Annotated in this window: 25 protein-coding genes, 1 tRNA gene and 1 other RNA gene; 8 read left to right on the top strand and 19 right to left on the bottom strand. The window is 33.3% G+C overall.

The annotated features are described in order from the left end of the window. The first annotated feature begins 88 nt into the window (after positions 1-88). Positions 89-265 carry a hypothetical protein gene (locus tag CD128_RS11740; protein WP_167797498.1) on the top strand — a complete coding sequence of 59 codons (177 nt, stop codon included), beginning with the start codon at positions 89-91 and terminating at the stop codon, positions 263-265. Positions 266-353: 88 nt separating this feature from the next. On the opposite strand, the gene CD128_RS11980 is transcribed toward CD128_RS11740, so the two are convergent. From CD128_RS11980 to CD128_RS00290, 16 genes are all read right to left on the bottom strand, one after another. Beyond that, positions 354-815, bottom strand: coding sequence for an amidohydrolase family protein (locus CD128_RS11980; RefSeq protein WP_269458892.1), 462 nt, complete (start codon positions 813-815; stop codon positions 354-356). Between the two features lie 28 nt (positions 816-843). Further along, on the bottom strand, positions 844-1,341 hold the full coding sequence (locus CD128_RS11975; RefSeq protein ID WP_269458891.1) for an amidohydrolase family protein: 498 nt from the start codon (positions 1,339-1,341) through the stop codon (positions 844-846). 69 nt (positions 1,342-1,410) lie between these two features. After that, positions 1,411-1,626 (bottom strand): GNAT family N-acetyltransferase, encoded by a 216-nt coding sequence (locus CD128_RS00350; RefSeq protein WP_231917234.1) that lies wholly within the window; start codon positions 1,624-1,626, stop codon positions 1,411-1,413. A 2-nt stretch (positions 1,627-1,628) separates the two neighbouring features. Beyond that, positions 1,629-1,844 (bottom strand): GNAT family protein, encoded by a 216-nt coding sequence (locus CD128_RS11735; RefSeq protein ID WP_135351004.1) that lies wholly within the window; start codon positions 1,842-1,844, stop codon positions 1,629-1,631. A 144-nt stretch (positions 1,845-1,988) separates the two neighbouring features. Next, positions 1,989-2,350: a transfer-messenger RNA gene (gene ssrA / locus CD128_RS00345) on the bottom strand. A 109-nt stretch (positions 2,351-2,459) separates the two neighbouring features. Continuing rightward, positions 2,460-2,930 carry an SsrA-binding protein SmpB gene (smpB, locus tag CD128_RS00340; protein WP_103328124.1) on the bottom strand — a complete coding sequence of 157 codons (471 nt, stop codon included), beginning with the start codon at positions 2,928-2,930 and terminating at the stop codon, positions 2,460-2,462. Positions 2,931-2,954: 24 nt separating this feature from the next. After that, a complete protein-coding gene (rnr, locus tag CD128_RS00335; RefSeq protein WP_103328123.1) occupies positions 2,955-5,333 on the bottom strand; it encodes a ribonuclease R in 2,379 nt (792 codons plus the stop codon). Positions 5,334-5,375: 42 nt separating this feature from the next. Further along, positions 5,376-6,116, bottom strand: coding sequence for an alpha/beta hydrolase (locus CD128_RS00330; RefSeq protein ID WP_103328122.1), 741 nt, complete (start codon positions 6,114-6,116; stop codon positions 5,376-5,378). Between the two features lie 228 nt (positions 6,117-6,344). Then, complete coding sequence (secG, locus tag CD128_RS00325; RefSeq protein WP_103297444.1) at positions 6,345-6,578, bottom strand: preprotein translocase subunit SecG; 234 nt, start codon at positions 6,576-6,578, stop codon at positions 6,345-6,347. Positions 6,579-6,645: 67 nt separating this feature from the next. Beyond that, positions 6,646-7,116, bottom strand: a complete 471-nt coding sequence (locus CD128_RS00320) for a hypothetical protein (protein WP_103328121.1) — start codon at positions 7,114-7,116, stop codon at positions 6,646-6,648. A gap of 296 nt (positions 7,117-7,412) precedes the next feature. After that, a complete protein-coding gene (gene eno / locus CD128_RS00315; RefSeq protein ID WP_103328120.1) occupies positions 7,413-8,717 on the bottom strand; it encodes a surface-displayed alpha-enolase in 1,305 nt (434 codons plus the stop codon). A gap of 156 nt (positions 8,718-8,873) precedes the next feature. Next, complete coding sequence (gene gpmI / locus CD128_RS00310) at positions 8,874-10,391, bottom strand: 2,3-bisphosphoglycerate-independent phosphoglycerate mutase (protein WP_103328119.1); 1,518 nt, start codon at positions 10,389-10,391, stop codon at positions 8,874-8,876. A 1-nt stretch (position 10,392) separates the two neighbouring features. Then, on the bottom strand, positions 10,393-11,154 hold the full coding sequence (gene tpiA / locus CD128_RS00305; protein WP_103297440.1) for a triose-phosphate isomerase: 762 nt from the start codon (positions 11,152-11,154) through the stop codon (positions 10,393-10,395). A gap of 120 nt (positions 11,155-11,274) precedes the next feature. Next, entirely contained in the window at positions 11,275-12,465 is a 1,191-nt protein-coding gene (locus CD128_RS00300; RefSeq protein ID WP_103328118.1) for a phosphoglycerate kinase, read from the bottom strand. Between the two features lie 163 nt (positions 12,466-12,628). Then, positions 12,629-13,636, bottom strand: a complete 1,008-nt coding sequence (gene gap / locus CD128_RS00295) for a type I glyceraldehyde-3-phosphate dehydrogenase (protein WP_103328117.1) — start codon at positions 13,634-13,636, stop codon at positions 12,629-12,631. Positions 13,637-13,684: 48 nt separating this feature from the next. Next, a complete protein-coding gene (locus tag CD128_RS00290) occupies positions 13,685-14,701 on the bottom strand; it encodes a sugar-binding transcriptional regulator (RefSeq protein WP_103328116.1) in 1,017 nt (338 codons plus the stop codon). Between the two features lie 338 nt (positions 14,702-15,039). Between CD128_RS00290 and CD128_RS00285 the strand changes: the two genes are divergently transcribed. Then, the gene (locus CD128_RS00285; RefSeq protein WP_231917232.1) at positions 15,040-15,258 is read left to right on the top strand and encodes a hypothetical protein; all 219 of its coding nucleotides are present in this window, start codon (positions 15,040-15,042) and stop codon (positions 15,256-15,258) included. Between the two features lie 98 nt (positions 15,259-15,356). On the opposite strand, the gene CD128_RS00280 is transcribed toward CD128_RS00285, so the two are convergent. Then, a complete protein-coding gene (locus CD128_RS00280; RefSeq protein ID WP_103328114.1) occupies positions 15,357-16,151 on the bottom strand; it encodes a DUF4887 domain-containing protein in 795 nt (264 codons plus the stop codon). Positions 16,152-16,858: 707 nt separating this feature from the next. On the opposite strand from CD128_RS00280, the gene CD128_RS00270 reads away from it, so the two are divergent. Next, positions 16,859-17,758: a TIGR01777 family oxidoreductase gene (locus CD128_RS00270; protein WP_103328112.1), complete on the top strand. Its 900-nt coding sequence runs from the start codon at positions 16,859-16,861 to the stop codon at positions 17,756-17,758. An 18-nt stretch (positions 17,759-17,776) separates the two neighbouring features. Beyond that, positions 17,777-17,965: a hypothetical protein gene (locus CD128_RS00265; RefSeq protein WP_103328111.1), complete on the top strand. Its 189-nt coding sequence runs from the start codon at positions 17,777-17,779 to the stop codon at positions 17,963-17,965. 59 nt (positions 17,966-18,024) lie between these two features. Here CD128_RS00265 and clpP read toward each other — a convergent pair whose 3' ends face one another. Then, positions 18,025-18,615, bottom strand: coding sequence for an ATP-dependent Clp endopeptidase proteolytic subunit ClpP (gene clpP / locus CD128_RS00260; protein WP_103328110.1), 591 nt, complete (start codon positions 18,613-18,615; stop codon positions 18,025-18,027). Between the two features lie 170 nt (positions 18,616-18,785). Between clpP and CD128_RS00255 the strand changes: the two genes are divergently transcribed. The 4 genes from CD128_RS00255 (at position 18,786) to CD128_RS00240 (ending at position 20,515) form a co-directional block, all read left to right on the top strand. Beyond that, a tRNA-Arg gene (locus CD128_RS00255) sits at positions 18,786-18,857 on the top strand. A gap of 426 nt (positions 18,858-19,283) precedes the next feature. After that, the gene (locus CD128_RS00250) at positions 19,284-19,514 is read left to right on the top strand and encodes a hypothetical protein (RefSeq protein ID WP_103328109.1); all 231 of its coding nucleotides are present in this window, start codon (positions 19,284-19,286) and stop codon (positions 19,512-19,514) included. Between the two features lie 28 nt (positions 19,515-19,542). Next, a complete protein-coding gene (locus CD128_RS12000; RefSeq protein WP_103328108.1) occupies positions 19,543-19,722 on the top strand; it encodes a hypothetical protein in 180 nt (59 codons plus the stop codon). Between the two features lie 19 nt (positions 19,723-19,741). Then, a complete protein-coding gene (locus CD128_RS00240) occupies positions 19,742-20,515 on the top strand; it encodes a DUF1828 domain-containing protein (protein WP_103328107.1) in 774 nt (257 codons plus the stop codon). 172 nt (positions 20,516-20,687) lie between these two features. Here CD128_RS00240 and whiA read toward each other — a convergent pair whose 3' ends face one another. After that, complete coding sequence (gene whiA / locus CD128_RS00235) at positions 20,688-21,632, bottom strand: DNA-binding protein WhiA (protein WP_103298315.1); 945 nt, start codon at positions 21,630-21,632, stop codon at positions 20,688-20,690. Positions 21,633-21,646 lie beyond the last annotated feature (14 nt).

Raw genomic sequence — 21,646 nt, 5'->3', positions numbered from 1 at the left:
ATAATAAATATATGCCATACTAAAAATATAATTATTTAAATTTCACAAAATTTTATATTTTTAAAAATTGAATACAAAGGGTGATAACATGAAAAAAGTAGCGTTTTTATTACTTTCAAGTTTCTTATTATTGGGCGCATGTAGCAGTCATGATAATTCAACTAAAGACGTGAAAGAAAGTACACATAAAAAAGATAATCCAAAAGCACATAAAAGCTCTGGTAATTCAGATCGTACAGAAGGCAAAAAAATAGATAAACACTAAACTATAGAAACAAGAATAACCATTACTTTTTAATCAACTTATTAAAGAGTAGTGGTTATTTTTTTATAATTGATCTACGTACGAATCACTACCAGTTCTTAAGTAACTTACTTTTATCAAAATGATTAAGAAATGCATAATCTATAGCTTCTCTATTAATTCTTTTAATTTCTTCGATAGAAATCACGCCGTTTTCAAGTAAAGTAATATATTCTTTTATCAAGTTAGTTTGCGTAACAATGCGATTATCTGTATTAATTAAATACGGTATATTTAAACGTTTAAGACTATCTAAATCTAACTCTTTAATATGGTTAATCGCTTTAGTTTGAACATTACTTTTGGGACATATCTCTAATAATGCATTTGAATTTTGAAAATGATTCAATTGTTCTTTATCATTAAATAGTGCTACTCCATGCCCTATTCTTTTCACGCCCATTTTTACAGCATCATAAACATTCTTGATACAACCACATTCACCTGCATGCAACGTGATATTAAGTTTCTTATCTTTGGCATATTGAATAGCTTCAGCATGTTGAGACATAGAATTATCATCTTCCCCACCCGCCAAATCAACGCCAACAATAAATTTTTTTCAATATCTCTGTATCATGAATCTGTTTGAATATATTTATGTTCTCTTCATTCGAATGATGTTTCATACCACAAACTAGTATTCTCACCATGATGCTAAATTCTGATTCTGCAATTTCTGCACCTTTACATACTGCCTCTAAAGTATCTCTAATACTCATACCTTTTTGAGTATGAAATTTTGGAGCAAACCTCAATTCTATATATTTAATACCATCTTTTTGAGCTTGATTTGCTACATCTATAACACTTTCAGTTAAACTATCTTCCGTTTGCATCACTTTTAATATCTCATCAAAACATGTTAAATATTCTGCTAAATTTTCGCATTCTTCTTTAGCAGAAACTTTATTAAAATTGATATCGGTATGTTGTAATTCTGCTTGTCTTTTCAAATATTCAAAGCTTACAGAACCATCCAAATGACAATGTAATTCTATTTTGGGTATTGCAATGAGTTCTTCTATATCTATCATTACCAATTCACCTACTAATAAAAATTATATTGTTAGCATTATACAATAACTGTTTTAATTTTCAATTTTTTAACCTAACTTCATATGCAAAATGGGGTAATCTCTACCTTGTCCATCTTTTTGAGATTCATCATATTTTATAAAGCCATTTTTCTTATAAAATTTAATAGCATTCTCGTTATCTTTATTCACATCAACGTACTGTACTTTATTTTCCATAATTAGATATTGTACAATTTTCGTACCATATCCTTGATTAAAATATTTAGGATCAATAAATAACATTTCTAAGTTTTGTTCATTAGTTCCAGAAAAACCGAGGACTCCCTCCCCGTCATACCACAATATGCCTCTACATATTTAAAATAGGTTGGTATTTCATTTTTCAATTCTAATCTATCACTTTCTTTTAAAAACGCATGCGTTTCTAATACGGATCTTTCCCATATATCTAATGCCCTGTCATAATCTTGTTCTTTTAATTCAATTTTAGTTAAATGCATGATAACCTCCCAAAAATTCAAATTTGAATATATAACTTTAAAAAAGTACAAAAAAAGAGCAAGGTCAATGATATGTCAGAGGATTACTTCCTAGACACAAAATAGACACTTACTCAATTTAAACCTTTATATATAAGGCTTTATGTATGGAGGCGGCGGGATTTGAACCCGCGTCCAGAGGTCCTGATACACATCTTTCTACGTGTGTAGTCTATTGATAAATTTCGCATAATAGTAAGCAACAGACAACCAGTATTATGCTAGTTTGATTGATTTTCATCTAAACAGACTTCAAACGGCAGTGTTTAGCATATCCTACTAGGGTTGAATCGCGTTAACAGCACGTAGGAAATGCTGTTAGGCGATGCAGAGTGCTATTACGCAGCTACTGCGAAATTATTGTTTGATTTGTCAGTTATATTTAACCGAATGTGTTGATGACGGAGACAACCCTCCGACACGCTTAATGAGCTCGGGGGACCCCTGTCGAATCCAAGAACGCCCCCTAAATGCTATTAAGAAAACTAATAAATCATAATTATTTAACTGACTTCAACTCTAAATAACAACTTTCACTATCATATCAAAGGAGGCCCGATTAAGCAACAATTGTGCTTAATAACGGGCTTTAATTGCACGATCTACATCACGCTTCATTGCTTTGTCTTTTAAAGCTTGACGTTTATCGTGAAGTTTCTTACCGCGTGCTACTCCTAACAATACTTTACATTGACCATGTTTTAAATATAGCTTCAATGGAATGATTGAATAACCAATTTCTCTAGTGCGCTCACCTAGTTTAATAATTTCACGTTTATGGAGTAATAATTTTCTAGAACGCAAAGGGTCATGATTGAAACGGTTACCCTCTTCATATGGCGCAATATGCATGTTATTGACGAACATTTCGCCACGTTTAACTTGGGCGTAACTATCTTTCAAGTTGGCACTACCACGACGGATAGACTTAATTTCAGTACCTTTTAATTCGATACCCGCTTCAATCGTATCTTCAATGTTGTAATCATGTCTTGCTTTACGGTTCTCAGCCAATGTGCCTGGTGATTTCTTTTTCTTCTTAGCCATAACTACTTGTCACCTCTTTGCTGATTATTTTTTCTTACGGCGTGATTTTTTCTTCACACTTTTATCTTTATAAAATGGTTTGTGATTGGTTTTGCCTTGTTTATCACGGTTACGTTGGTTTTTACCTTTACGTTGTTTACGTTTTTTCTTTTTACCTTTATTACTATCATCTTTAGATTTATCTAAAGATTTGCCACGCGTTTTAGCTTGGATTGTTTTACCTCTTGCTGGACGTTGGCTTCTATCATTTTTAGGTAAAGGCATACCTACAATTTGGAAGTCGATCATACGCTCATCAACATCAACGTGTGTTACTTTAACTTTAACTTCATCACCAATACGGAATACTTTAGCTTGGCGTTCACCAATTAAAGCCATTTGACGCTCATCAAAGTTATAGTAATCATCTGTCATATTAGAGATATGAACCATACCTTCAATTGTATTAGGTAACTCGATAAACATACCGAAGTTTGCTACAGAACTTACGATACCTTCAAATTCATCACCGATATGTTGAATCATATATTCAGCTTTTTTCAATTCATCTGTATCACGTTCTGCTTCGATAGCACGACGTTCACGTTGTGACGTATGTTCTGCTAATTCAGGCAATTTGTCTTCCCATTTGTGTAATTCTTTATTATCCATTGCTTTATCAATGAGATATTTTCGAATTAAACGGTGTACTGTTAAGTCAGGATAACGTCTAATTGGAGACGTAAAGTGCGTATAATACTCTGCTGATAAACCGAAGTGTCCTAAGTTAGTATCATCATAATGTGCTTGTTGCATTGAACGTAGCATCATTGTAGAGATAACCATTTGTTCTGAACGGCCTTCAACTTCTTCTTGAATAGATTGTAATGTTGAAGGATGGATATCTTCTCCAGTACCTTTGACCATAATGCCAAAGTTTGTAATAAAGTCAAAGAACTGACGTAAGCGATCTGATTTCGGTTGTTCATGCACACGATAGATGAATGGTACCTCTAATTTATTAAAATGCTCGGCTACTGTTTCATTGGCAGCTAACATGAATGACTCGATCAGACGTTCACCTTCACCGCGTTCACGTAATACTACATCAGTTGGTAAACCTTCATTATTAACTAATACTTTAGCTTCACTGATATCAAAGTCGATTTCACCACGACGTTTACGCATTTGAATTAGACGATTTGATAATTCTTGAGCCAAATCAAGCATAGGTGTAATCTCTTGATATTGCTTACGAACTTCTGGATTTTTATCAGTGATAATTTGATTAACTGCATCATATGTCATTCTATAATTAGAATGAATCACACTATCAAAGATTTCATGATTGACCACTTCACCACGTTCATTAATTTCCATACGACAGCTTAATGTTAAACGGTCTACTTCTGGATTTAATGAACAGATACCATTACTTAGACGATGTGGAATCATTGGAATAACGCGGTCTACTAAATAAACACTTGTCGCTCTATCATATGCTTCTTTGTCTAAAGCTGAATCTTCTTTAACGTAATAGCTTACATCGGCGATACTTACCGTTAATTCAGTATGGCCGTTCGATAATTTTTTCACACTGATAGCGTCATCCAAGTCTTTTGCATCTGCGCCATCAATCGTAATCGTTAATTCATCTCGTAAATCCGTACGCCCTTTAATTTCCTCAGGCTTGATTTCCTCTGGTACAGATTCAGCTTCTTTCAAGACATTATCTGGAAATTCAATTTCAATACCATGTTGATAGATAATAGATAATATATCTACACCTGGATCATTTTTATGGCCTAAAATCGCAGACACATGACCTTCTGGATTATCCGTACCATCTGCATACTTAGTAATTTGGACAAGCACTTTATGGCCGTCTACAGCACCTAAGCTTTGACCTTTCGGAATGAAAATGTCTTGCATAATACGCTTGTCATCAGGAATAACAAATCCAAAGTGTTTAGCCTCACTATAAGTACCTACTACTTGTGTGACTGAATGTTTCTCAATAGATTTAACTTCCCCTTCAATTTTACCTTTGTGTTCACCTTTAGATTTTTGAATTTCAACAATAACCGTATCACCATCTAATGCACGATTAATTTTTGTTGGCGGAATAAAAATATCTTCCATATCCTCATCTTCTGGACGTAGGAAAGCAAATCCTTTTTTATTTTGACTTAATGTTCCTTTAATTAGTTTAGAACTTGTTGCTTTTTTAGATTGTTTACGTTGATATCTATCTGTTTTAGTTCTTTCTACTAAACCTGCCTGTTCGAGTTCTACTAGCACCTTTATTAAATCTCTAAATGAGTCGGCACTATTAAGACCTAAAGCATCTTGAAAATCAGACACCGACATAGGTTCATAATCCGGTTGTTTTACGATTTCTTCAATGGATTGCTTTAAATTCATCATGCCCCTCCTTTCTTCTTTCATTTCTTATTATTTATTTTATTATTCAGACCAATCTAACGATTCTAAGAACTCATAAACGTCTTCGAATACTTGTTCTTTCTCTTTGTCGATTGTGATGACATGACCTGAATTTGCATACCATTTAATGTGTTTTTCATCTGAGTCGACATTCTCATATATATAATTAGCTGATTGAGGATCAATCATTTGGTCCTTTTCAGCTTGGACGACTAAGATAGGATCTAAAACTTCATCGATTTCATTTCTAACATTGCCTAGTGTTTCACTTAATTCTTTTAATGTTTCAGTAGGACGGAAATCTTCCATTTCTTTATCAATCGTCGCTTGATCCTTACCTTCATATTTTTTAAAATTACGTGCATACTCTAAGAAGCCTTCATAAATAGAACCTTCCGTTTTAACTTCTGCAGGCGCACACATAGTTATAATGCCCTTAACAGGTCGATTTAAGCTTATTTTTAATGCAAACACACCACCTAATGATAAACCTGCTACTGCAATTTCTTCATACCCTTGATCTACTAGATAGTCGTAACCATCAAGTACATCTTTAAACCATACATGAGGACTAGATTTTAAAATTTCTTCTGGTGGTGCTGCATGTCCTTCATATTGTGGGGCGTATGATGTATACCCTTTTTTCTGTAAGAAACGCCCTAATTGTCTTACATCTGATGAATTACCTGTGAAACCATGTAATAGTAAGACAGCACGTTTCCCTTCTTCAAAAAAGAACGGTTGTGGTAACTTAATTTGCATTGAATAATCCCTCTCCATCTAATTGTCTATGTTACTTTTTTAAGTACTCCCTGTAGTGATGTCTTCTTACTTCCTTTAAAGACATTTACCTTTATAAACAGTATATATTATTCCCGCATTCCACTGAAATTATACATGTTGTATGGGCTTTAAACCATTACTTTGTTTATAAGACGTTATCACGACTTAATTATAAATAAAAAAGCCCGACATTTATATCGTCGGACCTTATAAACCAAAATAGCTTATGCCAATCATTAATAAGAAGAAAATGACTGCTAAAATAATTGTTAATCTATGCAAGAATAAATCGACGCCACGTTGTTTTTGCTTACCAAATAACTGTTCTGCGCCACCACTAATAGCACCTGAAAGTCCATTACTTTTACCTTCTTGGAGTAATACAACAGTGATTAATGCAATACAATCGATTATTAATAGTACTATAAAAAGTGTATGCATGAAAATTGTCCTCCGTTCATTATATACGTTCAGAATTATATCATACTCAATACTTGCTTATCAATGTCTAACGATTGAACGTGCTCTTACGCATGATTGAAATGACTAACATATATATTGCTAATACAATTGACCCTATAATGACAATTATGATAGGTGCAATGAATAATGCTGATTTAATAGTAATAATTGCGTTAATAACCATCGCTAAGTTGACCAGTGTAAACAATACGTTAGACACATATACTGCAAACATAAACCACCATAAATATTTATGACGATTCCATAACGCAATCACACCTGCTAAATACGCTAAGATATACATAATTCCTGTATATCTAAAGCTGTTTAGAATGTTTGCGACAGTGCTGTCATTCACTTTTTGGCCTGCTTGTGTTAATAGCTCCTTAGCCGTTTGCGTATCCAATGCTACAAAGTTATGAATAATTAACAATATACTAAATATTAAAGAACTGTAACCGATTAATTTACCCGCATTGCGTTCTCGTTTACTAGACTGTGGGGATTGATTCTCCATGTTTGACTCTCCTTCTTTTCAATACACGCCTATTATATCAGTTTGCTTATGTAAGTTAAATATAGGGGATGTTGTGGTGGTAGTTTGTTCACATAGCTGTCGCAATTCAAGCGGGGTATTGGTAGCTTCATGGTGTGGTATTTGCTCTTTCTGAAAATGAGGTTATGTGGGATGTATGGCCTCCATTTCCAAAAAATAAAACTAAAAAAGCCTGCCACAGTCTCAACTCTGTGACAGGCGATATTCATTTGCGTGAACTCTATTCTTTTGAAAACTGAAGTTTAATCAGCGTTATCTTATTTATCTAAATTGTAGAAAGATTTAATGCCGTCAAATTTAGCAGTTTCGTATAATTCGTCTTCAATACGTAATAATTGGTTGTATTTAGCGATACGGTCAGTTCTTGATAATGAACCAGTTTTGATTTGGCCAGCGTTTGTAGCTACTGCGATGTCAGCGATTGTTGTATCTTCAGTTTCACCTGAACGGTGAGATACTACTGCAGTGTAACCAGCTTTTTGAGCCATTTCGATTGCTTCGAATGTTTCTGTTAATGTACCGATTTGGTTAACTTTGATTAAGATTGAGTTACCGATACCTTGTTCAATACCTTTAGAAAGGATTTCAGTGTTTGTTACGAATAAATCGTCACCTACTAATTGAACTTTGTCACCGATGCGGTCAGTTAATTGTTTCCAACCGTCCCAGTCGTTTTCATCCATACCGTCTTCGATAGTGATGATTGGGTATTTACCAATTAATTCTTCTAAGTAGTCAACTTGTTCAGCTGCGCTACGTTTCGCACCATGTTCACCTTCGAATTTAGTGTAGTCGTATACACCATTTTCATAGAATTCTGATGATGCACAGTCAAATCCTAAGAATACATCTTCACCTGGTTTGTAACCTGCTTTTTCGATAGCTTTGATGATTGTTTCTACAGCATCTTCAGTACCTTCGAATTTAGGAGCGAAACCACCTTCGTCACCTACTGCAGTTTCTAAACCACGTTCGCTTAAGATTGATTTTAAGTTATGGAAGATTTCAGCACCCCAACGTAATGCTTCTTTGAATGATTCTGCACCTGTTGGTAAGATCATGAATTCTTGGAATGCGATTGGTGCGTCTGAGTGAGAACCACCATTAACGATGTTCATCATTGGAACTGGTAATTGTTTACCATTGAATCCACCTAAGTATTTGTATAAAGGTTGACCTAATAAGTCTGCTGCTGCACGTGCAACTGCGATAGACACACCTAAAATAGCGTTTGCGCCTAATTTACCTTTGTTAGGTGTACCGTCTAATTGAATCATCATTTTATCGATAGATACTTGATCTAATACTGAGAATTCACCTTCAACGATTTCTGGTGCGATAATTTCGTTAACATTTTCAACGGCTTTAGTTACACCTTTACCACCGTAACGAGATTTGTCTCCATCACGTAATTCTACTGCTTCGTGTTCACCTGTAGAAGCTCCTGATGGTACTAATGCACGGCCAAAAGCACCGCTTTCAGTTAAAACTTCAACTTCAACTGTTGGGTTACCACGTGAGTCTAAGACTTCGCGAGCATAAACATCTGTAATAATTGGCATGTTAAAAATCTCCTTTTAATTTAGATTCTATAATTATTATAGCTTGATTTTAAATTTTAATAAAATATTTGTACTATTTTAAGAACTGCTCAATATAGGTATGTTGTGCTTCACTACCTATATTGAAAAAGTCCTCATTCACTATTGTTAGTGAGATTAGTGTTTAATTAATGACTCTCCAGTCATATCTGATGGTTGCTCAACATTTAATAAGTCAAGTAATGTTGGCGCTAAGTCCCCTAGACGACCAGTTTCACGCAATGTAACGCCTTCTTTAGTTACAATAACTGGAACTGGGTTTGTAGTATGCGTAGTCATTGGTTGATCATCATCAGTTAACACTTGATCAGAGTTACCGTGGTCAGCAGTGATGATTGCATAGCCATCCATGTCTAAGATTTTGTCAACGACTTCACCTAAACATTCGTCTACCGCTTCAATAGCTTTAATTGTTGGTTCTAACATACCACTATGACCCACCATATCAGGGTTAGCAAAGTTTAAGATAATTAAATCTAAGTCACCTTTGTCTAACTCTTCAAGTAATGCATCTTTAACTTCATATGCACTCATTTCTGGTTTTAAGTCATACGTTGCTACTTTAGGTGAATCAATTAAACGACGACGTTCACCTTCGAACTCTTCATTACGTCCACCGCTCATGAAATAAGTAACATGAGGATATTTCTCAGTTTCTGCGATACGTAATTGAGTTAAGTTGTTATTTTGAGCAACTTCACCAATTGTGTTAGTTAAGTCAACTTTTTCAAAGACAACTTCTGCATCTACATTATCATTGTATTTAGTGAATGTAGCATAGAATAAGTCTTTCACTTGTTCTACTTTAAAGCCATCAAATGCTTTATTAGTAAATATTTCTGATAATTGTGCTGCTCTGTCAGGACGGAAGTTAAAGAAGATAACTGTATCCCCTTCATTTACGCCATTATTTTGGCCTTCAACGATAAATGGTTCAACAAATTCGTCTGTTAAATCATTAGCGTAGTTTGCTTCCACACCTTCTTTAGCTGAAGCATAAGTTGGTCCATCGAAATTACGAATAGCATTGTATGCTTTTTCTTCGCGGTCCCAACGTTTGTCACGGTCCATTGCATAATAACGACCTGAGATTGAAGCGAATTGACCTAAGCTTAATTCTTTAAACTTAGCTTCAGTTTCTTCGATATATTTAAGTGCAGATTTTTGATCTACGTCACGGCCATCTAAGAATGCATGTACGTAAACTTTATCTAAACCTTTTTGTTTAGCAAGTTCTAATAATGCAAATAAATGTTTATAATGACTGTGCACACCACCGTCTGATAATAAACCAAATATGTGTAATGCTGAATCATGGTCTTTAACATGTTGTGCAGCTTTGCTTAAAACTTCATTCTCGTAAAACTCGCCATCTTCAATTGATTTGTTAATACGAGTTAAACTTTGATAAACAATACGTCCTGCACCAATGTTCATGTGACCAACTTCAGAGTTACCCATTTGGCCTTCAGGTAGACCTACGTCTAAACCACTTGCTTCAATTTGAGTTGTTGGGTATTTGCTGTAATAGCGATCAAAGTTAGGTTTATGCGCTTGTTTTACAGCGTTACCATGTTCACTTTCTCGGTTAGCAAAACCATCTAAAATGATTAATGCTGTTGGTTGTTTAGCCATATTATTTAGCACCTTCTAACAATTGTACAAAATCTTCAACTTTTAATGATGCGCCACCAACTAATGCACCATCAATATCAGATTGAGCCATGTATTCTTTAACGTTGTTAGGTTTCACACTACCACCGTATTGAATACGTGTTGCGTCTGCAACGTCTTGGCTAGCAACTTCTGCAACTGTTTTACGTACTTGTGCACACATTTCGTTAGCATCTTCAGATGTAGCAGATTTACCAGTGCCGATAGCCCAGATTGGTTCATAAGCGATAACAACTTCTTTAAGTTGATCATCAGATAAACCTTCTACAGCTTTTTTAACTTGGTTGCTAACAACGTCATTTGCTTTACCGTTTTCGCGTTCTTCATCAGTTTCACCAACGCAAATAATTGGTGTCATACCGTGATTAAAAACAGCGTGTGCTTTTTTGTTAACATCTTCATCAGTTTCGTGGAACAATTCACGACGTTCTGAGTGTCCAATGACAACATATTTAACACCTAAGTCAGCTAATGCTACTGGAGAAGTTTCTCCTGTGTATGCACCATTATCTTCAAAATAAGTGTTTTGAGCACCAATTTTTAATCCTTTTGCTTTACCATCGTTCACTAGAGAAATTAATGCATCTAATTGAATTGTTGGTGCGCAAATTACTGATTCAACTTCTTTTTCATCAGGTAATGCAGGTAGATTATTTACAAAGTCTTTAGCTTCTTGAACTGTTTTATTCATTTTCCAGTTACCAGCTATGATTGGTTTTCTCATTGATTACACTCCTATATATTAATTGTTTTTTTGAATATTTATTTTCGCTAAACATCTTAGCTATAATGCTTTTTCCCGTGAAAATAAAGACAAAAACGTTATTCATTTTCAAAGGTTTAATTATTTATCATTAATTGCTTTAATACCAGGTAATTCTTTACCTTCAAGGTATTCTAATGACGCACCGCCACCAGTAGAGATGTGAGTGAAGTCATCTTCAAAGCCTAATGAAATTGCTGCAGCTGCTGAGTCACCACCACCAATAATAGTAGTAGCGTCTTTTAAGTTAGCAATTGCTTTACATACGCCGATTGTACCTTGAGCGAAGTTACTGAATTCGAATACACCCATTGGTCCATTCCATACTACTGTGTGAGCGCCTTCTAATTCTTTAGCGAATAATTCAACTGTTTTAGGACCAATATCCATTGCTTCTTGGTCTGCAGGAATTTCATCACTAGATACTTCAGTAATCTTAGCGTCGTTAGAGAATTCTTTAGCTACTTTAGCATCTACAGGTAAAACGATTTGATCGCCGTTATTTTCTAATAACTCTTTAGCGAAATCAATTTTATCTTCTTCTAATAAAGATAAACCAATTTCTTTACCTTGAGCTTTTAAGAAAGTATACGCCATACCGCCACCGATAAGGATTTTATCAGCGATATTCACTAAGTTTTTAATTACGCCAATTTTATCAGAAACTTTAGCGCCACCTAAGATAGCAACTACTGGTTTATGTGGGTCATTAACTACGCCACCGATAAATTTAATTTCTTTTTCCATTAAGTATCCAGCAGCAGTTTCTAAATGTGTAGAAATACCTACGTTTGATGCGTGTTCACGGTGAGCTGTACCGAATGCATCATTTACAAATACATCGCCTAATGAAGCCCAATATTTACCTAATTCAGGATCATTTTTAGATTCTTTTTTGCCATCTAAATCTTCGAAACGAGTATTTTCAACTAATAATACATCGCCTTCATTTAAGTTTTTAATAGCAGATTCTAATTTTTCACCACGAGTTTCAGGTACGAAAGTGACTTCTTTCCCTAATTTTTCAGATAATGCATCTGCAACAGGTTTTAAAGTTAAACCTTCTTTATCACTTTCTTCTTTTACTTTTCCTAAGTGAGAAAATAATACTAATTTACCACCTTGTTCAATGATGTACTTAATTGTAGGTAATGCTTGAACAATGCGGTTATCGTTAGTGATTTTACCGTCTTTTAAAGGTACATTAAAATCAGCACGTTCAAGAACAACTTTTCCTTTTAAATCTAAATCAGAAACAATTTTTTTTGCCATTATAATTTCCTCCTCTAATAGGAATTATTGATATAAAAATAAGCGGAGAAGCGTTAGTGCTCCCCGCTTACTCATAAGCTAACTTATTTCTATAATTTGTACAAGTGTATTGTTAAAAAGACAGTTGTACTGAGCACAAGTTTAATTTAACTAGGCTTCTAAATTATTTAGATAATTCTGCTAAATATTCTAAAGTACGTACTAATTGAGCAGTGTAAGACATTTCGTTGTCATACCAAGCTGCAACTTTAACTAATTGACGGCCACCTACTGACATTACACGAGTTTGTGTAGCATCGAATAATGAACCGTAAGTCATACCAACTACGTCTGAAGAAACGATTTCGTCTTCAGTGTAACCGAATGATTCGTTTGAAGCGTTTTTCATTGCATTGTTAACGTCTTCAACTGTAACGTCTTTTTCTAATACAACTGTTACTTCAGTTAATGAACCAGTTGCTACAGGTACACGTTGTGCACCACCATCTAATTTACCATCGATTTCAGGAATTACTTTACCGATAGCTTTCGCTGCACCTGTTGAGTTAGGTACGATGTTTTGAGCTGCTGCACGAGCACGACGTTTGTCACCTTTTCTGTGTGGACCATCTTGAGTCATTTGGTCACCAGTGTAAGCGTGGATAGTTGTCATTAAACCTTCAACGATACCGAATTCATCGCTTAATACTTTAGCAACTGGTGCTAATGAGTTAGTAGTACATGAAGCACCTGATACTACTGATTCAGAACCATCTAAGTCTTTGTGGTTAGTATTGAATACGATAGTTTTAACGTCACCTTTAGCTGGTGCAGAAATTAATACTTTTTTAGCTCCTGCATTGATATGAGCTTCTGCTTTTTCTTTTTCAGTATAGAAACCAGTACATTCTAATACTACGTCAACACCTAAATCGCCCCAAGGTAATTTGCTTGCATCTGGTTCTTCGTAAGATTTAACTTCTTTACCATTTACACGGAAACCACCATCGATAACTTCAACTTCACCAGTGAAGCGACCTTGCATAGTGTCATATTTTAATAAATGAGCTAACATTTCGTCATCAGTTAAGTCGTTTACTGCTACTACTTCAATTCCTTCTACATCTTGAATTCTTCTGAATGCTAAACGACCAATTCTACCAAAACCATTAATTGCTACTTTTACTGCCATTATAATGGCCTCCTTTAAAATGATATTTAAAAAGTTATTAACTTTTTATTACTTATTTAATATTACTTTTGCTGCTGCTTCATCAGTAATCAATACCGTGTTTTTAGGAGCAATACTTAGGTAAGCTTTAATTGCTTCGCCTTTGGATTTACCCCCGGCAACAGCGAATATAAATTCTTTCGTTTCTAAATCCTCAAGTTGTAAACCGATTGTCTTTACTTTATAAACAACCTTTCCTTGAGCGTCAAAATAGTAACCGAAAGCTTCAGCAACGGCTTGGTGATGTTGAAGTCTTTCAATCACCTCATCAGACGATTGTCTACGATGCGCCATCTTCAGCGCATCACCAATACCGTGAATTGTTATATTTGCTTGCTTGATTTTATCTAATGTATGTACGACAGGAGGTTCCATCAACAATGTGTTATAAGTTGATTCACTTACATTATCAGGCACATATAGTGTCGTGTAATAACCACCAGTTTGTTGAGCCATACTTGCTGAAATTGTGTTGGCTTGATAAATAACATTCTCACCAAGACCGCCTCGAGCTGGGACAAAGAAAACATTGAATGGTAATAAGTGCATCGCTCGACTAACATTAGCCATTGTAGATCCACCTGTTACTGATACAATTGCATCTTCATACAATATACTTTCCAATAACTGGCCAGCTTGTCGGCCCATTTCAGCTTTTACATTCTCGTGATTATCAGCGTCTCCAGGTACGACATGAACTTCTTTGATGTTATATGCCGTTTTAATCTGAGCAGCGAGTTGATTATCATCACTATAAACATTGAAGTAATCATTGAGTTGGTTTAAAACTTCAGTACCTTCGTCTGTAATCTCCATACCTGTTGATTTAACTTGAATAAGATCTTGCTTTTTTAACATATCTGTTTCAGATCTTAAAACACGCTCTGTAATATCCATATGCTCACTTAAACTTCGTCTACCTACTGGCTGATTATTTGAGATAGTAGTTAAGATAGAAAAGCGTCGATACATTTTATCTATTAAATCAGGTATCAGCTTTTGTTGAATTTTAATCAAGTCTTTCACTACTACCTTCCTCCTTTATTTATCAAAGGTAACCAATAGTATAAAAAACCGGTTTGACTTTTTGTGTCCCGCGTGGGACAAAATCTAACCTCTTTACACTTGCAATAGTACTATTGTGCTTATGAAATTGCAAGAGAAAAACTCTAATATTTTAAATTATCTGTAAAATTATTCCGAAAGAGTATAATCGGAATATTTTTTGTCCATATTTAGGTGTTAAAATCTTCTTATTTTAAAATATTACCCTCCCTTTTAATTTTTTATGCGAATTGTTTTTATTTTATTTTTCTAATATTTTTAGTTTAAAATAAAGTAAACATATGAGGAGGGGGCTAAACGTGAGTCAAGAAGAACGAGATAAAGTTGAGGTCATTGACCCATCTGATCAAAGATATAAAGATGATAACTATTTTAGAAATGAAAGAGATGACTTTGAAAATTCTTCACCTATTCATTATCGATATGGTTGTGGTTGTCCTTTTGGTTGTCTTTCTTCTATTTTTATTTCTGTAATTCTTTCAATCTTATTAACTTTTTTACTTAATTGGATGTTCTAACTAGAAACGCATATACATGCTATTTGGTATTAATATTGAATTATCATACAAAAAACGCCCTCCAATTTTTTACGTTGAAGGGCGTTTCTTTAACTTACTTAATTGTTATCATTTTCATTTGATGACTGTGATTGTTGACTCTGATTTTGAGATTGTGCAGTACTACGTTGTACCGACTGTTGAGTTGATCTTTGTTGAGTTGAAGCTTCTTGTGTATTCGCTTGTTGTGTATTATTAGTGCTTGGTGCTTGATTCGTTCTAGGCGATGACTGATTAGTTGTTGCATCATTATTGTTGTTATTGCTATTACTATTTGAGGCTGAACCTGAATGTGTAGTATTAGATTGAGAAGGATTATTTTCGTTATCTTCTCGTTCCTGTGTTGGTTGTTCTTGAGTATCTGTTTGTTTATTTTGTGTAGTGTTCTGAGTTGATTGTTGTTGTTTAGTCTTAGAATCATTCGTTGATTCTCTTGTACGTGGTGTTTGTGGCGTGTTTTGTTGTGAAGATGGTGTAGCTTGTTGGGTTTCTTGTGTTTTAGGTGCTTGTCGCGTTCCTACATTGCCTTGATTAACAACATCTGCATTGTACTGTTCATTGTTTGGCGTTGAATTATCTTCATTTGATTGAGTTCCTTTTTTACTATCTGACTTATCTTTAGATTTATCTTTTTTGTCACTATCTTTATCCTTTTTATCTTTCTTATCTTTCTTATCTTTCTTATCTTTCTTATCATCTTTTTTATCGCTATCTTTATGCTTTTCTGTAGTTTGATTACTTAAACGTTCACTTCCACGTTTTGAATTGTCTACAAATGAGAAAATAGCAAAAACTAGTCCTATAAGTAAAAGTAAAATGACAATTGTACTGATAATTTTTGAAATACTACTCATTTTTAATTGTCTGCCTCCGTCATCTTAATTTTTGTTTTTCCAAGTCTTATGATGCTCCACATTGAAACTTAGTGGTGTATTTCTATGAATGTAGCATATAATTTTACAGCATTTATCTAAAAAAATCATATCGAAAGAATTAAGTTGTAAAATAAATATCATATATAATCTCTTATATATGATAACATCATAAGTACTTACAAACACTAAATTTAAATAAGTTATCTATTTCTAAATTTGAAAGCGTGATAAGAATGCATGAAAACTTTTCAAAAGAAGGCTTTGATAATAGCACTACAAGTAAGACTAAACTTAAGTCAATGATGATAAATAATGACCATTATGATGAAGATAAAACATCTTCTTTTGATTTTTTACTATTATCAATAATTTTTATTCCTTTAATCATATTGTTCCTAAAAATTTTTTATTAGTACTATAATAGATATACAATAAACCCATACGATTAACGTATGGGTCATTACTAAAGGGAGTCAAAATTGACCTTCGCTAATTATGGGTATACTAATATTAATTGAAAGATGTTAATAGTATGCGAAGGTTCTCCTTTATTATATCTTAAATTTTTCGAGAAATAATCAGGTTTACAGCTTAGGAAATGACATATTATTGACTAATCATTGGACATTATTTGAACAGAATAGTGTGTTATTAAAATCAAAAAATTATTTAAACGAGGTGTAAACATGAAACAATATCTTATTACCGGTGGCACAGGAATGGTAGGTAGCCACTTAGTTGAAGAAATTAAAAAGCAAGATGCACATATCACTATTTTAACGCGTAGTGATAAAGTAAGTGATGAACCTAAAGTTTCATATATAAATTGGTCGAAAGACGGATGGGAAGAACAAGTTCCAGATATTGATGTGGTCATCAACCTTGCTGGTGCATCATTAAACAAACGATGGACTGAGTCATATAAACAAACGATTATGATTAGCCGTATCCAATCTACACAAGCTTTGGTTGATTTATTTAAAAATCGCTCTAAAAAGCCTGAAGTATTATTTAATGCAAGTGCTATGGGCTATTATCCTCCAAGCTTACATCACACATATACTGAGCAATATCACACGCTTCCATTCGATTTCCTATCAGATGTAGTGTATCAATGGGAACGTATTGCTAAAAAATTTGAAGCGTTTGGTACTCGTGTTGTGTTGGGTAGATTTAGTATGATTTTATCTGACGAGGGTGGCTCTCTTCCAATGATGAAATTGCCATATAAATTCTATGTAGGCGGTAAATTAGGTTCTGGTCGTCAATGGTATTCTTGGATTCATATTGAGGACTTAGGTCGTGCTATTTTATTCACGATTAATGAGCCAACTGCTAAAGGACCTTTCAATATGGCAGCACCAATACCTGAACGTCAAAACTTATTTGGTTATACGCTTGGTCGCGTTATGCATAGACCGCACGAAACATGGGTTCCAGCCTTAGCCATGAGAGCTGCTTTAGGACAAATGTCTACAGTTGTATTAGACACGCAAAAAGTTCTACCTAATAAACTTGATGCGTTAGATTTTAATTTCAAATATCCTAACCTGAAGATAGCTCTTGAAGATTTAATTAGCAAATAAACATAGGAGTTTGATACCATGAATGACAACAAGTTAACCTATATTTTGCTCATTATTGCAAGCATATTTCTTATCTTGAATGGTATATTTGCTTTTGAAAATAATATAGGCATTATCATAATGTCTATATTTTTCCTAATCATAGGTATACTTTTATTAGTTGTATCAGTCAGATTATTTTTGAAAGCGTCAAAAAATTCAAGATAAGTATAAAAAAGAGGGAGCGCCAGTTACGGCGTTCCCTCTTAAATCTTTATTTAACTTATTTATTTTTGATCTTCAGGTTGCATTACACTATCAATTAAACCATATTCTTTAGCTTCATCAGCTGTTAAGAAGTTATCACGATCAGTATCTTTTTGGATTTTTTCAATACTTTGGCCAGTACGTTCAGCTAAAATTCTGTTTAATTTTTCGCGAGTTTTTAAGATATGGTTAGCAGCGATTTCGATTTCAGTTGCTTGACCTTGAGCACCACCTAATGGTTGGTGAATCATTACTTCAGCATTAGGTAATGCGAAACGTTTACCTTTTGCACCAGCTGCTAATAAGAATGAACCCATTGAAGCAGCCATACCGATACAAATTGTTTGTACATCTGGTTTGATGTGTTGAATAGTATCATAAATCGCAAATCCAGCAGTCACGCTACCGCCTGGAGAGTTAATATATAGATAAATATCTTTTTCAGAGTCTTGAGCTTGTAAGAATAATAATTGTGATACAATTGAATTTGCTACGTTATCATCAATTGCTGAACCTAACATGATGATACGGTCTTTTAATAAACGTGAATAAATATCATAAGCACGTTCGCCACGATTTGTTGTTTCAATAACTGTAGGAATTAAATTCATTTATATTTCCTCCTTGTAATTAACTGTTGTACTCATTTTACAACAAAAGTCAAATATGGTCAAAAATTAACTATTGACGCTATTTTTTAATTTTTTGTACACTATAAACATACATACAGATTGTACTTTTAAAATCACAAATAGTACAGAAATTCGGCTTTTAATATTCTCTCCCCGTAGTGTAATGGATAGCACATAAGATTCCGGTTCTTATAATAAAGGTTCGATTCCTTTCGGGGGGACTAATAGTTTATAAAAACATACTTTTTTAAACTAGAACGTTGTTATTTTATTTTCCCTTTTAAATAAATGCTAAATCCCACTAATTTTAGAGTCTTTTTTGAGTACTTACGCCTTCTCTTTTTAAACATTTCTTCCATTGCTCAAGCTATCAAGTAAAAATTTCGATAAGTAATAATTAATTCAAAACTACCTTACATATTAATAATTGTATTATATAATAAAATTATTAATCACCACTTAAGGGCTTTTATGATAATACTTTTCGGAAAATCATAGCGATTCTATACAAATAATAGTTACCCTTTTAAAGAATTAAACAATACTTTAAATACAAAAGCATAGTGCTAAGATCTTAATATCATATATTAATAGAATATTTAACTGTTTCATTTTCTGTTAATACAATTTTTTAAGGAGATAGATTTATGGAAAACGAAAGCTATAATCGTTTGTTAAAGATGATTAAAGATTTTGAACAAGAAATTATAAAACTGGCAGGAGTTGGGCAACAGTCTAATCATAAATTAATTCATTATATAGATAAAGATGAGAAATTCACTTTAATAGTAAATAGAAAAGGCCACAGAAATAAATATAATCTAACATTACTACTTCACAGCGCTACTGAAAAGAGTTTAATGGTACGTTTGTTCTGATCACTCTAATCCCCCTAATGATACTAGAATTCCAACACCTCACCTTCATATTTTTTCAGAAGAATATGATAATGGTAGAATAGCTATTCCCTTATCAAAATTATCAAATAAAGCATTGGAAAATGAGTTAATGGATTCTTTAGAATTCTTTATGGATTATACAAATATTAATCACAAAAATGCTATAATTATTCCAAAGTTATTATAATAAAAAAGGAGTGATCAAAGTGGAAATTATTGAGCAAAAAATGGATGAATATTTTAATTGGCTCAAACAACGTTATAGCTATAAAAAGCTTGATGGCTCTACTGAAATCACCACTCCTTTTAAAAATCATTTAAATGATTACATTAGAATATATGTAGATATAATTAATAATAATGAATTACTACTTTCTGATGATGGCTTAACGTTAAATGAGCTAAAAATGTTTGGTATTGATATTAATACTAAAGCTAGACAAAAATTAATTAGTTCAATTATGAATCAATTTAATTTGACATTGGATGACGATGAGATAATATCCTATGTCCAAAACGATACTTTTGCCCAATCTAAACATAATTTAATTCAAGGAATTTTAAAAATTTATGATTTAACTTTAACAAGCAAATCAAATGTTTCAAGTCTATTTTATGAAGAAGTTTTCGACTTTTTATTCAATGAAGATATAACTGGTACAGCGAATGTTGCCGTAGCTGGAGAGTCAGGTATTAAATATACTATAGATTTTATTTTGCCTGCTAAAAAAAATAAGCCTGAAAAACTTCTAAATTTTGCAAATAATTTAGATTTTAATAAAATAACTTCTGATGCTTTTGCTTATAGAGATGTAAAGCCTAACAGACCTCATAGAAATAACCTAGAATCTCAAATGTTTATAATTGCAAATGATATCGAAAATAGTGTTTCCTCTCGGGTAAAACAGGCTGCTGACTATGAAGGTGTTTCAATTCTTAAATGGTCTAATAAGCAAGAAATATTAGAGGCATTAAATTAATAAGTTAAAAACAAGTTTAGATTAATATATAAAAAATATTTATTGTGCTAAATAACAGGAAGGAAATCAGATTTTTAATCTTGATTTCCTTCTATGCTTTTTATTCAACAACATTCTACTATATAATAAAAAGGTATTTTTGACTAATCTTCAAAAATACCTTTCTTCATATTTATAATTCTATTTTCTCGCCACTACGTATTTTGTCAGCAAGTTCGTTTAATTTTCTCAAACGATGGTTGACGCCTGATTTCGAAATAGGTCCTGTTGAAACCATTTCTCCTAGTTCTTTTAATGAAATTTCTTGATGTTCTACACGTAATTTTGCAATTTCTCTTAAGCGATCTGGAAGATTTTCAATACCAATTTCTTCATCGATAAGTTGGATGCTTTGTACCTGTTTCATCGCTGCACTTACCGTTTTATTTAAATTAGCAGTTTCACAGTTTACTAAGCGGTTTACTGAGTTTCTCATATCTCTAACTATGCGCACATCTTCAAATTTTAATAGTGCTTGATAACCACCTATTAAGCTAAGAAATTCTGAGATTTTTTCTGCTTCTTTTAAGTAAGCTATACTTCCCTTTTTACGTTCTAAGTGTTTAGCATTTAAGCCATAACTATTCATTAGCTTGGTTAAACCTTCGGAATGATTCTCATATTGGGAAAATATTTCAAGATGGTAAGAAGAGGTTTCTGGATTATTTACAGAACCACCTGCTAAAAACGCACCACGTAAATAACTTCTACGCATTTCGTCATCTTTAATCATACTCGCGTCAATATCATGTACAAATATACCATTTTTTAATATTCCAAGTTCATCTAGAATTTCTCTGGCTCTTACTTTAGTACGACAAATATAAATATTATTTTTCTTTAATTTCATTTTCTTACGTACTAATATTTCAATTTCAACATTAAATATTCGTTTAATTAATGAGTAAATACGACGGGCTGTTGTCGCATTTTCAGTTTGAACATTAATTACAAATTGTTGATTAGATAGACTAAGGGCACCGTTCATACGGATTAATGCGCTAAGTTCCGCTTTAGCGTTGCTTTCATCTACTTCTATACGTGTTAGTTCATTTTTCATATCTGATGCAAAACTCATCGCCTTATTTCCCT

The organism is Staphylococcus croceilyticus, assembly GCF_002902575.1.
Classification (GTDB): domain Bacteria; phylum Bacillota; class Bacilli; order Staphylococcales; family Staphylococcaceae; genus Staphylococcus; species Staphylococcus croceilyticus.
Note: the sequence above shows the minus strand (reverse complement) of the source record. Positions and strands in the feature narration are given on the sequence as shown.

What these genes read in the sequence shown, in the direction of transcription:
- CD128_RS11740 (WP_167797498.1), top strand. Translation starts at nt 89, where the DNA reads ATGAAAAAAGTAGCGTTTTTATTACTTTCAAGTTTCTTATTATTGGGC.
- CD128_RS11980 (WP_269458892.1), bottom strand. Translation starts at nt 815, where the DNA reads ATGTCTCAACATGCTGAAGCTATTCAATATGCCAAAGATAAGAAACTT.
- CD128_RS11975 (WP_269458891.1), bottom strand. Translation starts at nt 1,341, where the DNA reads ATGATAGATATAGAAGAACTCATTGCAATACCCAAAATAGAATTACAT.
- CD128_RS00350 (WP_231917234.1), bottom strand. Translation starts at nt 1,626, where the DNA reads ATGTTATTTATTGATCCTAAATATTTTAATCAAGGATATGGTACGAAA.
- CD128_RS11735 (WP_135351004.1), bottom strand. Translation starts at nt 1,844, where the DNA reads ATGCATTTAACTAAAATTGAATTAAAAGAACAAGATTATGACAGGGCA.
- smpB (WP_103328124.1), bottom strand. Translation starts at nt 2,930, where the DNA reads ATGGCTAAGAAGAAAAAGAAATCACCAGGCACATTGGCTGAGAACCGT.
- rnr (WP_103328123.1), bottom strand. Translation starts at nt 5,333, where the DNA reads ATGAATTTAAAGCAATCCATTGAAGAAATCGTAAAACAACCGGATTAT.
- CD128_RS00330 (WP_103328122.1), bottom strand. Translation starts at nt 6,116, where the DNA reads ATGCAAATTAAGTTACCACAACCGTTCTTTTTTGAAGAAGGGAAACGT.
- secG (WP_103297444.1), bottom strand. Translation starts at nt 6,578, where the DNA reads ATGCATACACTTTTTATAGTACTATTAATAATCGATTGTATTGCATTA.
- CD128_RS00320 (WP_103328121.1), bottom strand. Translation starts at nt 7,116, where the DNA reads ATGGAGAATCAATCCCCACAGTCTAGTAAACGAGAACGCAATGCGGGT.
- eno (WP_103328120.1), bottom strand. Translation starts at nt 8,717, where the DNA reads ATGCCAATTATTACAGATGTTTATGCTCGCGAAGTCTTAGACTCACGT.
- gpmI (WP_103328119.1), bottom strand. Translation starts at nt 10,391, where the DNA reads ATGGCTAAACAACCAACAGCATTAATCATTTTAGATGGTTTTGCTAAC.
- tpiA (WP_103297440.1), bottom strand. Translation starts at nt 11,154, where the DNA reads ATGAGAAAACCAATCATAGCTGGTAACTGGAAAATGAATAAAACAGTT.
- CD128_RS00300 (WP_103328118.1), bottom strand. Translation starts at nt 12,465, where the DNA reads ATGGCAAAAAAAATTGTTTCTGATTTAGATTTAAAAGGAAAAGTTGTT.
- gap (WP_103328117.1), bottom strand. Translation starts at nt 13,636, where the DNA reads ATGGCAGTAAAAGTAGCAATTAATGGTTTTGGTAGAATTGGTCGTTTA.
- CD128_RS00280 (WP_103328114.1), bottom strand. Translation starts at nt 16,151, where the DNA reads ATGAGTAGTATTTCAAAAATTATCAGTACAATTGTCATTTTACTTTTA.
- CD128_RS00270 (WP_103328112.1), top strand. Translation starts at nt 16,859, where the DNA reads ATGAAACAATATCTTATTACCGGTGGCACAGGAATGGTAGGTAGCCAC.
- CD128_RS00265 (WP_103328111.1), top strand. Translation starts at nt 17,777, where the DNA reads ATGAATGACAACAAGTTAACCTATATTTTGCTCATTATTGCAAGCATA.
- clpP (WP_103328110.1), bottom strand. Translation starts at nt 18,615, where the DNA reads ATGAATTTAATTCCTACAGTTATTGAAACAACAAATCGTGGCGAACGT.
- CD128_RS00250 (WP_103328109.1), top strand. Translation starts at nt 19,284, where the DNA reads ATGGAAAACGAAAGCTATAATCGTTTGTTAAAGATGATTAAAGATTTT.
- whiA (WP_103298315.1), bottom strand. Translation starts at nt 21,632, where the DNA reads ATGAGTTTTGCATCAGATATGAAAAATGAACTAACACGTATAGAAGTA.